The organism is Streptomyces sp. NPDC052773 (genome assembly GCF_044547145.1).
Taxonomy (GTDB): domain Bacteria; phylum Actinomycetota; class Actinomycetes; order Streptomycetales; family Streptomycetaceae; genus Streptomyces.
On the sequence record NZ_JBITZX010000014.1, the window covers coordinates 34,951 to 47,407 of the forward strand.

Annotated in this window: 10 protein-coding genes; 3 read left to right on the plus strand and 7 right to left on the minus strand. The window is 73.5% G+C overall.

Annotation, left to right across the window (positions count from 1 at the left end; translation table 11 throughout):
• The first annotated feature begins 9 nt into the window (after positions 1 to 9).
• Positions 10 to 1,644, plus strand: coding sequence for an AMP-binding protein (locus ACIG0D_RS26995; protein ID WP_399805773.1), 1,635 nt, complete (start codon positions 10 to 12; stop codon positions 1,642 to 1,644).
• 1 nt (position 1,645) lies between these two features.
• Complete coding sequence (locus ACIG0D_RS27000; protein ID WP_399805774.1) at positions 1,646 to 2,476, plus strand: PaaX family transcriptional regulator C-terminal domain-containing protein; 831 nt, start codon at positions 1,646 to 1,648, stop codon at positions 2,474 to 2,476.
• Here ACIG0D_RS27000 and ACIG0D_RS27005 read toward each other — a convergent pair.
• On the minus strand, positions 2,460 to 4,805 hold the full coding sequence (locus tag ACIG0D_RS27005) for a bifunctional salicylyl-CoA 5-hydroxylase/oxidoreductase (RefSeq protein WP_399806099.1): 2,346 nt from the start codon (positions 4,803 to 4,805) through the stop codon (positions 2,460 to 2,462). The genes ACIG0D_RS27000 and ACIG0D_RS27005 overlap by 17 nt on opposite strands.
• A gap of 2 nt (positions 4,806 to 4,807) precedes the next feature.
• A complete protein-coding gene (locus tag ACIG0D_RS27010; RefSeq protein WP_399805776.1) occupies positions 4,808 to 5,635 on the minus strand; it encodes an enoyl-CoA hydratase family protein in 828 nt (275 codons plus the stop codon).
• 250 nt (positions 5,636 to 5,885) lie between these two features.
• Here ACIG0D_RS27010 and ACIG0D_RS27015 point away from each other — a divergent pair, with 250 nt between their 5' ends.
• Positions 5,886 to 6,335 (plus strand): ATP-binding protein, encoded by a 450-nt coding sequence (locus ACIG0D_RS27015; protein WP_399805778.1) that lies wholly within the window; start codon positions 5,886 to 5,888, stop codon positions 6,333 to 6,335.
• Here ACIG0D_RS27015 and ACIG0D_RS27020 read toward each other — a convergent pair.
• The 5 genes from ACIG0D_RS27020 to ACIG0D_RS27040 all read right to left on the minus strand — a co-directional run bounded on the left by ACIG0D_RS27020 (position 6,283) and on the right by ACIG0D_RS27040 (position 12,411).
• On the minus strand, positions 6,283 to 7,728 hold the full coding sequence (locus tag ACIG0D_RS27020) for an amino acid permease (protein ID WP_399805780.1): 1,446 nt from the start codon (positions 7,726 to 7,728) through the stop codon (positions 6,283 to 6,285). The two genes, ACIG0D_RS27015 and ACIG0D_RS27020, sit on opposite strands and share 53 nt — an antisense overlap.
• Before the next feature lie 136 nt (positions 7,729 to 7,864).
• Complete coding sequence (gene argF / locus ACIG0D_RS27025; RefSeq protein ID WP_399805782.1) at positions 7,865 to 8,872, minus strand: ornithine carbamoyltransferase; 1,008 nt, start codon at positions 8,870 to 8,872, stop codon at positions 7,865 to 7,867.
• A 92-nt stretch (positions 8,873 to 8,964) separates the two neighbouring features.
• On the minus strand, positions 8,965 to 10,188 hold the full coding sequence (locus ACIG0D_RS27030) for an arginine deiminase (RefSeq protein ID WP_399805784.1): 1,224 nt from the start codon (positions 10,186 to 10,188) through the stop codon (positions 8,965 to 8,967).
• A gap of 229 nt (positions 10,189 to 10,417) precedes the next feature.
• Entirely contained in the window at positions 10,418 to 12,103 is a 1,686-nt protein-coding gene (locus ACIG0D_RS27035; RefSeq protein WP_399805786.1) for an HEXXH motif domain-containing protein, read from the minus strand.
• A 71-nt stretch (positions 12,104 to 12,174) separates the two neighbouring features.
• Positions 12,175 to 12,411, minus strand: a complete 237-nt coding sequence (locus ACIG0D_RS27040) for a hypothetical protein (protein WP_399805788.1) — start codon at positions 12,409 to 12,411, stop codon at positions 12,175 to 12,177.
• Positions 12,412 to 12,457: the final 46 nt, after the last annotated feature.

The window sequence follows — 12,457 nt, forward strand, 5'->3', positions numbered from 1 at the left end:
CGAACCGCCATGGACCGCCCGACCCACTCGGCCCGCTCCGCCCACGTCGACACCTTCGCGCGCGACCACCTCCCGCCGCCCGACCAGTGGCCCGACCTCCGCTTCGACCTGCCGGAGCTGCGCCACCCCGAACGGCTCAACTGCGCCGCCGCCCTGCTGGACGGCCCCCCGGACGACCGTCCCGTCTTCCACACGCCCACCGGCCCCACCTGGACCTACGGCGACCTGCGCACCCGCGTCGACCGCCTCGCCCACCTGCTCACCGGCGAGCTGGGCATCCTCCCCGGCAACCGGGTGCTGCTGCGCGGCCCGACCACGCCCTGGCTGGCCGCCTGCTGGCTGGCGGTGCTGAAGGCGGGCGGGATCGCCGTCACCGTGCTGGCCCAGCAGCGCCCGCACGAGCTGGCGACGATGTGCGAGATCGCCCGGGTGCGGCACGCCCTGTGCGACATCCGCGCGGTCGACGACCTCGCCAAGGCCGCGATACCGGGGCTGAGGGTCACCACATACGGCGGCGACAGCCCGGACGACCTGCTGAACCGGCCCACGCCCGCGACGCCGTACCCGGCCGTGGACACCGCCGCCGACGACGTGGCGCTGATCGCCTTCACCTCCGGCACCACCGGCCGCCCGAAGGGCTGCATGCACTTCCACCGCGACGTGCTGGCCATCGCCGACACCTTCGCCGCGCACGTGCTGAAGCCGCGCCCCGACGACGTCTTCGCGGGCAGCCCGCCGCTCGGGTTCACCTTCGGCCTCGGCGGCCTCGTCGTCTTCCCGCTGCGCGCGGGCGCCGGCGCCCTGCTCCTCGAACAGGCGAGCCCCCGCCACCTCCTGCCCGCGATCGCCGAGCACCGGGTGTCGGTGCTGTTCACCGCCCCGACGGCGTACCGCGCGATGCTCGCCGGCCTCGACGGCCACGACCTGTCCTCGCTGCGCCGCTGTGTCTCCGCCGGCGAGAACCTGCCGGAGGCCACCTGGCACGCCTGGCACGAGCGCACCGGCCTGCGGATCATCAACGGCATCGGCGCCACCGAGCTGCTGCACATCTTCATCTCCGCCGCCGACGAGCACATCCGGCCCGGCACCACCGGCGTTCCGGTGCCCGGGTGGCAGGCGCGCGTGCAGGACGAGAACGGCGAGCCGGTCCCCGACGGCGAGCCCGGCCTGCTGGCCGTGCGCGGCCCCATCGGCTGCCGCTATCTGGCCGACCCGCGGCAGACGCAGTACGTCCGCGACGGCTGGAACGTCACCGGCGACACCTACGTCCGCGAGCCCGACGGCTACTTCCGGTACATCGCCCGCGCCGACGACATGATCATCTCCGCCGGGTACAACATCGCGGGCCCCGAGGTCGAGGACGCCCTGCTGCGCCACCCGGACGTGGTGGAGGCGGCGGTCGTCGGCCGGCCCGACGAGGCACGCGGGGCCGCCGTGGTGGCGTACGTCGTCGTCGCGGAGGGCGCCGCCAGGGACGCCGAGGCGCTGCGCGCGTTCGTCAAGAAGGAGCTGGCGCCGTACAAGTGCCCGCGCGAGATCGTCTTCCTGGACGCGCTGCCGCGCACGGCGACCGGGAAGCTCCAGCGGTTCCGCCTGCGGACCGAAGCCGGACAGCGGGGATCGGCGGCGGCCGGCACGACTTAAAATGATCAACGTGTCCGACCAGCACGCACCCCGGTCTCTCATCGTCACGCTCTACGGGGCGTACGGCCGCTTCCTGCCCGGCCCGGTGCCCGTCGCCGAGCTGATCCGGCTGCTGGCCGCCGTCGGCGTGGACGCGCCCTCGGTGCGCTCGTCGGTCTCCCGGCTGAAACGGCGCGGCCTGCTCGTCCCCGCCCGCACCGAGCAGGGCGCCGCCGGTTACGCGCTCTCCCCCGACGCCCGCCAGCTCCTCGACGACGGCGACCGGCGGATCTACGCCGCCGTGCCGCCCGAGGACGAGGGCTGGGTGCTCGCCGTGTTCTCCGTCCCGGAGACCGAACGGCAGAAGCGGCACGTGCTGCGCTCCCGGCTGGCCGGACTCGGCTTCGGCACGGCCGCGCCCGGCGTGTGGATCGCCCCGGCCCGGCTGTACGAGGAGACCCGCCACACGCTGCAACGGCTGCGCCTGGAGGGGTACGTCGACCTCTTCCGCGGTGAGCACCTGGGCTTCGCGGCCACCGCGGAGGCGGTGGCCCGCTGGTGGGACCTGGCCGCGATCGCCAAGGAGCACGAGGCGTTCCTGGACCGGCACGCGCGCGTGCTGCACGACTGGGAGCGGCGGTCCGACACCCCGCCCGAGGAGGCCTACCGGGACTACCTCCTCGCCCTCGACTCCTGGCGCCATCTGCCGTACACCGACCCGGGGCTCCCGGCCCGGCTGCTGCCGCGGGACTGGCCGGGGGCGCGCTCGGCGGCCGTGTTCCGCGGGCTGCACGAGCGGCTGCGGGACGCGGGGGCGGCCTTCGCGGGCGTCCCCGTCAACTCCGCAGGGTGAGGCGGGGCTTGGGCGCGTCCGTGCGCCCCGTGCGGGGCCGCCTGCTGCCCGCGCGGTAGGGGTCCGGCCAGACGGCGCCCGGGCCGTCGTAGCCCTGCTCGGCCGCCGCGTGCAGCGTCCAGTGCGGGTCGTACAGGTGCGGGCGGGCTAGCGCGCACAGGTCGGTCCGCCCGGCCAGGATCAGGGAGTTGACGTCGTCCCAGGAGGAGATCGCGCCGACGGCGATGACCGGGACGCGGGCCTCGTGACGGACGCGGTCGGCGAACGGCGTCTGGTAGGAGCGCCCGAACTCCGGCCGCTCGTCGGCCACGACCTGCCCGGTCGACACGTCGATCGCGTCGGCGCCGTGCGCGGCGAAGGCGCGGGCGATCTCGACGGCGTCCTCGGCGGTGGTGCCGCCCTCGGCCCAGTCGGTGGCGGAGATCCGCACGGTCATCGGCCGCTCCTCGGGCCAGACGGCGCGTACGGCGTCGAAGACCTCCAGCGGGAAGCGCAGCCGCTTCTCCAGGGAGCCGCCGTAGGCGTCGGTGCGCCGGTTGGTGAGCGGGGAGAGGAAGCCGGAGAGCAGATAGCCGTGCGCGCAGTGCAGTTCGAGCAGGTCGAACCCGGCGCGCGCGGCCCGGCCGGCGGCTCCCGCGAACTGCTCGCGCAGATCGGTGAGTTGCGCGCGGGACAGCTCGCGCGGGACCTGGCTGCCCGGCTTGTACGGCAGCGGGGAGGCGGCCACCAGCGGCCAGTTGCCGTCGGGCAGCGGCTCGTCCATGCCCTCCCACATCACCCGGGTGGAGCCCTTGCGCCCGGAGTGGCCGAGCTGCACGCCGATCGCCGTACCGGGGGCCTGCCGGTGCACGAAGTCGGTGATCCGCCGCCACGCCTCGGCCTGTTTGCCGGTGTAGAGGCCGGCGCAGCCGGGGGTGATCCGGCCCTCCTCGCTGACGCACACCATCTCGGTCATCACCAGGCCCGCGCCGCCGAGCGCCCGCGCGCCCAGGTGGACCAGGTGGAAGTCGCCGGGGACGCCGTCGACCGCCGAGTACATGTCCATGGGCGAGACGACGACCCGGTTGCGCAGGGTCAGTCCGCGCAGCCGGAACGGGGTGAACATCGGCGGCGTACCCGGCGGGCAGCCGAACTCGCGCTCCACGGCCTCGGTGAAGCGGGCGTCGCGCAGCCGCAGGTTGTCGTGGGTGACGCGGCGGCTGCGGGTGAGCAGGTTGAAGGCGAACTGGCGGGGCGGCTGGTCGCGGTGGAGCGCCAGGTTCTCGAACCACTCCAGGCTGGCGCGGGCGGCGCGCTGGGTGGAGGCGACGACCGGTTTGCGCTCCTCCTCGTAGGCCGCCAACGCGCGCTCCAGAGAGGGCTGTTCGTCCAGGCAGGCGGCGAGGGCGAGGGCGTCCTCGACGGCGAGCTTGGTGCCGGAGCCGATGGAGAAGTGCGCGGTGTGGGCGGCGTCACCGAGCAGCACCAGGTTGCCGGCGGACCAGTGCTCGTTGACGACCGTGCGGAACCGCGTCCAGGCCGACTTGTTCGACTGGAGGGGGCGTCCGCGCAGGGTGTCCGCGAAGATCTTGGCGCAGCGGTCGATGGACTCCTGCTCGTCCATGACGTCGAAGCCGGCGGCCCGCCAGACCTCCTCGCGCATCTCGACGATCACGGTGGAGGCGTCGGGCGCGTAGGGGTAGGCGTGCAGCTGCATCACGCCGTGCTCGGTCTCGGCGATCTCGAAGCGGAACGCGTCGAAGGCGAAGTCGGCGGCGAGCCAGATGTAGCGGCAGCGGTGGGTGGTGATCCGGGGGCGGAAGAGGTGGGCGTAGGCCTCGCGGGTGGTGCTGTGGACTCCGTCGGCGGCGATGACCAGGTCGTGCGTCTCCGTGAGCCAGGCCGGGTACGGGGCCTCGGAGCGGAAGCGCAGTTCGACGCCCAGGGCGTGGCAGCGTTCGTGCAGGATCTCCAGGAGGCGTTTTCTGCCGAGGGCGGCGAAGCCGTGGCCCCCGGAGGTGTGGCGGGTGCCGCGGTGGGTGATGTGGATGTCGTCCCAGCGGACGAAGTCCCTCTGGAGGGCCGCGTAGACGACCGGGTCGGCGTGCTCGATGCCGCCGAGGGTTTCGTCGGAGAGGACGACGCCGAAGCCGAAGGTGTCGTCGGGGGCGTTGCGTTCCCAGACGGTGACGGCGCGCCGCGGGTCGAGGCGTTTGAGGAGGGCCGCGGCGTAGAGGCCGCCCGGGCCTCCGCCGGTGATCGCGATGCGCAGGGGGTGGTTCGTCGTCTGCGGCGGCTGCGGGCCGTGTGTGGCGGGTCGCGCAGTTCCCCGCGCCCCTGAGGGAGTCATGCTCACCGTCCGCTCCATTGGGGAGGGCGCTTTTCGGTGAACGCCTTGTGGAACTCCTTGTAGTCGTCGCCGGTCATGAGGAGGGCCTGGGTCGCGGCGTCCAGTTCCACGGCCGCGGCCAGGGGCATGTCCAGTTCCGCCGTCAGGAGGGCCTTGGTCTGGGCGTATGCCAGGGCGGGGCCCTCGGCGAGGTGGTGGGCGAGGGTCCGGGCGGCCTCGTCGGCGCCGCCGTCGTCGGCGAGCCGGCTGATCAGGCCGATGCGTTCGGCCTCGGCGGCGCGGACCGGTTCGCCGAGCATCAGCAGGCGGGTGGCGTGGCCGAGGCCGACGACGCGGGGCAGCAGGTAGGCCGCGCCCATGTCGCCGCCGGAGAGGCCGACGCGGGTGAAGAGGAAGGCGAAGCGGGCGGTGGGGTCGGCGACGCGGAAGTCGGCGGCCAGGGCGAGGACCGCGCCGGCGCCTGCGGCCACTCCGTGCACGGCCGCGATCACGGGGAACGGGCACTCCCGGATCGCGCGGACCACCTGGCCGGTCATCCGGTTGAAGTCGAGGAGCCGGGCGGTGTCCATGGACAGGGTGGCGCCGATGATCTCGTCGACGTCGCCGCCGGAGCAGAAGCCGCGTCCCTCGCCGGCGAGGACCAGGGCGCGCACGGCCCGCTCCCGGGACAGCTCGGCGAGCAGGTCGCGCAGGTCGGCGTAGGCGCCGAAGGTGAGCGCGTTGAGTTTCTCGGGGCGGGCGAGGGTGACGGTGGCGACGCCGTCGGCGAGGTCGACGCGCAGGTGCCGCCAGCGGGACGTGCGGGCGGCGGAGCCGGTGAAGGGACTCATGACGGGCGGCCTCCTCGGCAGAGGGAGGGTGCCTTATGAAGTTATCACTCATCTGTGACTGTCGTCATGAGTGCGCGATATGCCGAGTGGGCAGGGTCAGGGTGTGACCGAACGCCGTCCGCTCGACCACAGCCCGGTAACGGACAGCGCCCCACGGAGGACTCCGGCGGGCGGACCCGTACCATCGGTTGTCGACAGCAGGACAGCCTGTGCCCGACCGCGGGAGACCTGCGCCACGAACGGACTCACCTTGCACGAACGCCCCTCACCCCCCGCCTCCTGGCGCGTCGCCCTGCCGCACTCGACGGCGGCCGTGCCCGTGGCCCGCGCACTGGTCCGTAGCGCCCTGGCCGAGCTGGAGCACGCGAGCGACACCGACACGGCCGAGCTGCTGACCGCGGAGCTGGTCGCCAACGCCGTCGAGCACACCTCCGGGGACGCCCCGATAGAGCTGGTCGTGAAGGTGCTGCCGAACGGCTGCACGGTCGAGGTGCACGACCCGGACCCGGAGCCGCCCGGCGACCTCGCGCACGCGGCCGACCACGAGCCCGACCTCTGGGAGGAGGGCGGGCGCGGACTGCTGCTGATCCGCGCCCTCAGCTCGGCGTGCGGACACCGCCCCACCGAGTCCGGCAAGGCGGTGTGGTTCAGACTGGCTGCGGTACCGCGTCAGCGTCAGTGGCGTCCGCGTCCGGCGTGACCCCGGCCCGCGCCAGCCGCGACCTGCGGCGGCCATAGCCGAGGTAGACCAGCAGACCGACGGCGAGGAAGACCGCGAACTGGACCCAGGTCGTCCAGCCCGTCTCGTACATCAGGTACAGGCAGCAGCCGACGCCGAGCAGGGGCAGCACGGGGTACAGCGGCACCCGGAAGGTGCGGGGCAGGTCCGGCTCGCGGCGGCGCAGCGCGATCACCGCGACATTGACAGCGGCCATGACGGCGAGCGTGCCGATGGTGCACAGGTTGACCACGGCGTCCAGCGAGGAGAAGGCCGCCGGGACGGCGAAGACGACCGCGATGATCAGCGTCCCGGCGACCGGCGTGGCGGTGCGCGGCGAGACCTTCTCGAAGACCCGCGGGACCAGCCCGTCCCGGGCCATCGACATCAGGATGCGGCTCTGGCCGTACATCACGGCGAGCACCACGGAGGCGATGGCGACGACCGCGCCGAAGGCGATGATCCCGCCGCCGATGCCGGAGCCGGTGACCTCGTTGACGACGTGGGACAGCGCGGCGGGCTGACCGCCGACCGCGTCGCCGCCGAGGGCGCCGGTCGCGGCGAGCGCGACCGCGCAGTACAGGAGGGTGACCAGGCCGATGCAGACGAGGATCGCGATGGGGATGTCCCGGCGCGGGTTCTTGGCCTCCTCGCCGGCCGTGGTGATCGCGTCGAAGCCGATGTACGAGAAGAAGGCGGCCGTGGTGCCGGCGCCGATCCCGGCGATCCCGGCGGGCGCGAACGGCATGAGGTTGCCGTCCTGGAAGGCGCTGAAGCCGATCGCGCAGAAGGCGACGAGGATGGCCAGCTTGAGGACGGCCATGGCGGCGGTGGCGCGGGCGCTCTCGCGCACGCCGCGCACGAGCAGGAGGGCGGCCATGGCGATGACGATGACGGCCGGGAGGTTCACGACGCCGCCGTCGCCGGGGCTCGCGGAGAGCGCGGCGGGCAGCTGGACACCGATCAGGCTGTCGAGGAGTTCGTTGACGTACTGGCTCCAGCCGACCGCGACGGCGGAGACGGAGACGCCGTACTCCAGCAGCAGGCACCAGCCGACGAGGAAGGCGGTGGTCTCGCCGAGTCCGGCGTAGGCGAAGGAGTACGAGGAGCCGGAGACCGGGATCGCGCCGCCCAGCTCGGCGAAGGCGAACGCGGTGAAGACGCAGGTGATCGCGGCGAGGACGAAGGAGACCACGACGGCCGGGCCCGCCTGGGCGACAGAGTCGGAGAGGCCGACGAAGATGCCGGTGCCGACGATCGCGCCGACGCCGAAGCAGATCAGCTGGAAGAGGCCCATCGTGCGACGGAGGCCGTGACCCTCGCGGTCGGCGCCGGATTCGGCCACCAGGAGGGCGGGGGATTTGATGCGGGGCATACGGGTGGTGCTCGTTTCTGGGGACGGACATGCGCCCGGGTGGGGCGCGCGGCGGCTCCGGAAGGGGTGGCTCCGGGCCGCCGGACAGCATAAGGCGTGGTCAGGCAGGTGTGATACCGCGTGTGCGGCCGTGCGCTCAGGCGAGCGTGGCGACGAGGACCGCCTTGATGGTGTGCAGCCGGTTCTCGGCCTCGTCGAAGACGACCGAGTGGGCCGACTCGAACACCTCGTCGGTGACCTCCAGCGACTCCAGACCGTGCGCCTCGTGGATCTCGCGGCCGACCTTGGTGCCCAGGTCGTGGAAGGCGGGGAGGCAGTGCAGGAACTTCACGTCCGGGTTGCCGGTGGCGCGCAGCACGTCCATGGTCACCGCGTACGGGCCGAGCGCGGCGATCCGCTCGTCCCAGACCTCCTTGGGCTCGCCCATGGAGACCCAGACGTCGGTGGCGACGAAGTCCGCGCCGCGCACGCCCTCCTCGACCGACTCGGTGAGCGTGATCCGGGCGCCGCTGGTCTCGGCCAGCTCGCGGGCGCGGTCGGTGATCTCCTGGGCGGGCCAGTAGGACTTCGGGGCGACGATCCGGACGTCCATGCCGAGCAGCGCGCCGGTGATCAGGTAGGAGTTGCCCATGTTGAAGCGGGCGTCGCCGAGGTAGGCGAAGGTGATCTCCTTGACCGGCTTGGTGGTGTGCTCGGTCATGGTGAGCACGTCGGCGAGCATCTGGGTGGGGTGCCAGTCGTCGGTGAGACCGTTGTAGACCGGCACCCCGGCGTACGCCGCCAGCTCCTCGACCCCGGCCTGGCTGTCGCCCCGGTACTCGATGGCGTCGAACATCCGGCCGAGGACGCGGGCGGTGTCCTTCACGGACTCCTTGTGCCCGATCTGCGAGCCGGAGGGGTCGAGGTAGGTGGTGTGGGCGCCCTGATCGGCGGCGGCGACCTCGAAGGCGCAGCGGGTGCGGGTCGAGGTCTTCTCGAAGATCAGCGCGATGTTCCTGCCCCGCAGGTACTGGGTCTCGGTCCCGGCCTTCTTGGCCGCCTTCAGCTCGGCGGCCAGCTCGATCAGCCCCAGGAACTCCTGCTCGGTGAAGTCGAGCTCCTTGAGGAAGTGACGGCCGGCGAGGGCGGTCGGGACTGTCGCCATGGGGCGCTCCAGGTACGGGGACAACGGCAGGACGAATGGAAGTCTATACGACTCTTCACATGACTATGCGGCGCCTGCTCCGGTGGCGTCGTCTATACGGCGTCCCGCTCCACCGGACAGCTCATACAGCGCGGCCCTCCCCTGCCCCGGCCCAGCTCGCTGCCCGGGATCTCGATCACCTCGATGCCCTGTTTGCGCAGATGGGTGTTGGTGGTGGAGTTGCGCTCGTAGGCGACGACCACGCCGGGCTCGACGGCGAGGACGTTGCAGCCGTCGTCCCACTGCTCCCGCTCGGCGGCGTGCACGTCCTGGGTGGCGGTCAGCACGCGGATCTCGCTGAGGCCGAGCGCGGCGGCGATCGCCCGGTGCATGTGCTCCGGCGGATGGTCGGTGACCTTCAGCTCCTTCTCCTCGGTGCCGGGTTCGATGGTGTAGGAGCGGAGCATGCCGAGCCCGGCGTACTGGGTGAACGTGTCCCCGTCGACCATGGTCATCACGGTGTCGAGATGCATCAGGGCGCGTCTCTTCGGCATGTCGAGCGCGACGATCGTCTGCGCGGAGCCGGCCGCGAACAGCTTGTGGGCGAGCATCTCGACGGCCTGCGGGGTGGTGCGCTCGCTCATGCCGATGAGGACAGCGCCGTTGCCGATGACGAGGACGTCGCCGCCCTCGATGGTGGAGGGGTAGTCGGCCTGTCCCTCCGACCAGAGGTGGAAGTCCTCGCTCCGGAAGAGCGGATCGTGCCGGTAGATCGCCTCGAAGTGCACCGTCTCCCGCTGGCGGGCGGGCCAGCGCATCGCGTTGATGGAGACACCGTCGTAGATCCAGGCGGAGGTGTCCCTGGTGAACAGGTGGTTCGGCAGCGGGCGCAGCAGGAAGTCGTCCAGCTCCATCACATGGAACCGCACCGAGACCGGCTCCGGGTGCGCCTCCAGGAACTCCCGCTTGGTCATGCCGCCGACCAGGGCCTCGGCCAGCTCCCGGGCGGGCAGCGTCTCGAAGGCCGCGCGGAGGTGGTCGGTGGCGAGCGGCCCGTACTCCTTCTCGTCGAAGACCCGGTCGAGGACGAGGGCTCGGGCCGCCGGGATCTCCAGGGCCTCGGTGAGCAGGTCGCCGAACAGGTGGACGGTGACGCCGCGGTCGCGCAGCACGTCGGCGAACCCGTCGTGCTCGGCCCGCGCCCGGCGGACCCACAGCACGTCGTCGAAGAGCAGGGCGTCCTTGTTGCTGGGGGTGAGCCTTTTGAGCTCCAGATCCGGCCGGTGCAGGATGACGTGGCGCAGCCGCCCGGCCTCGGAGTCGACATGGAATCCCATGCCTCCATCCTGACCATTCGCGCGCCTGTTCACCCGCCTTTCGGACGGACGAGCGGCGCCGGCCGCTCAGCCGCCGGCTGGGGCGGGAGGGGTTCCGCGCCGGCCACGAGACAGCGGGTGGCGCCCCGCCCTCCGCGTGCGCGTCGCCCGCGCCTGGCCGCCCCCGGCGGGCGACACGCCACCGTGGCGGCCGGGGCGGCCCGCCATCCCTCCGCCGAACCGCCGCAGGCTACCCACTGGGCTGCGGCTGGAGCAGTTCCGGCCGGGCCAGGAGGCGGCGGGCCGTGGGGCCGGGGTCCTTGGCGGCGCGGGCGACGATCCAGCCGGCCAGGAGGTGCGGGTCGGACGGGTGGTCGGCGAGGGCGTCGGCGTAGTGGGCGAGCGCGGTGGCCGGGTCGGCGGCGGCCAGGTGTTCGTCGGCGGTGCGCGGGGCGGCGGGGCGGACGGCGAAGGCCTGGGTGCGCCGGTCCGGCCAGTGCTCCCGGTCGGGGCGCAGCCGGGGCGCGGACCCGGGGCCCGGTGCGACGTTGCGCAGCCGCCATTCGGTGCGGTGGAGCGCGGCGGCCGTACGGGCCCGGGCGAGGGCGTCGGGGGCGACGGGCTCGCGCAGCCAGGCGTCCAGGGTGCGGGCCAGCCCGGTGACGAGCCGTCGCCCGGGCGCGGTGAGCCGGCCGCTGCCCAGCAGGGTCCGTACCACCAGCCGGCTCTGGAGGCGGCGCAGCGCGAAGTGGTACGCGGCCAGGTCGGCGTGGTCCGGCTCGGCCATCCGGTCCCGCCAGAAGCCCGCGACGGCGGTGAACGCGTACGCGCCGTGCAGCAGGCCGGTCAGATGGCGGGGGTCGGGGCGCCAGGGGGCGTAGTAGCGCTCCTCGCGGTCGTCGTCGAGGAGCGGGAAGAGGTGGAGCAGGGCGCCCAGCTTGCTGTGCTGGAACTCGTGGACGAGGGTCTCCGCGAGGGCGAGCGCCGTCCCCGGACGGGAGATCACCATCGCGCCGAAGGAGTCCCCGCTGGACGCGGAGACGAGCACGGTCGGCGGGGCGGGCGGTGTGACGGCGGTCCGCCCCCAGGGGACGATGGACCGTATCCACGCCGGGTCGAGCCGTCCGGGCCCGCTGCCGCCCGGCCGCGCGAGCAGCGCGGCGGCCTCCTCGAACAGCCGCTGCCAGGCCTCGGCCTCCTCCCGGTCGAGCCGTTCGGGCGGGATGGGGTCGTCGAGGTCGCGGTACGGGTCGAGGTCGTCGAGGTGGACGGCGACGGGGCCGTTGGGGGTGTGGTGGGTGAGGGTGCGCAGCGGCAGCCAGTGAGGGGGCGCGGGCGACCCGGTGACGGATCCGATCGGTTCGGTGCGCGGGCGGCAGCTCGCCGAGGTCGTACGGCCGTCCCGCCCGGGCCCCGTGAGCGTCAGCTCGCCTCCGCCGGTGCGGGCGCGGCCCACGGTGAGGCCCGGCGGGGCGTCCGGCAGGACGGCGAGCCCGAGCCCGGGCAGCGGCAGGGCTCCGTCGCGCAGCGGCACCCGCAGCTCCGCCCGGGTACCGGCGCGCAGGGACGCGGCGACTGCCAGCGCGCACAACTGCCCGGCTTCCGCCCACACCGGCGGCCCGGTGGCCGTGCCGTGCACCCGGCGCAGCATATGGGCGAGCCAGGCGCCGGCCGTGGGGGTCAGCAGCAGCCGGTCGACCTCCTCGGGCGCGCGCCCCGCCGCTTCCTTGATGATCCGCCAGGCCTCCGCGGCGGGGGTCAGCGGCGTCCGCAGCCCGTGCAGCCGGTCGAGCAGCGTGCGCAGCAGCAGCAGTCGACGCGCCCGTTCCGCGCACGCGAGGAAGCCGACGGCCTCGTCCGAGCCGCCCCCCGCGGCCAGTTCCGCGAAGAACCTCTCGGGCATGCGGAACGGGGCGGAGCGCGGCTCGCTGGTCATGGCCAGGTCCTCCGGAGGTTCGCGGGCATACGGAAACCGCGGCGAAGCGCTCCGCCGTCGGTGAGCGTGGCCTATTCGGCCCGGGCCGGCTGTTGCGGCGGTTCGGGTCCGCCCCTCATGCTGCTGCGCGAGCGCAGCACCTCGGCGAGCAGGCGGTCCTCGGGGCGCAGCGGTGCGAGCGTGTCCACGGCGGCCAGGGGCAGGGCCGCGAGATCCGTCAGATCCGACTCCCAGACGAGGGCACCCGCCGCGGGGGTGGGCTCGCGGGCGGCGGCCTCGGGATCACGCTGTGCGGGTGGCTGGTGCAAGATGCGTCCCCCTTCTGGGCGGTGGCACGCGATGCCCCGCGTCCTG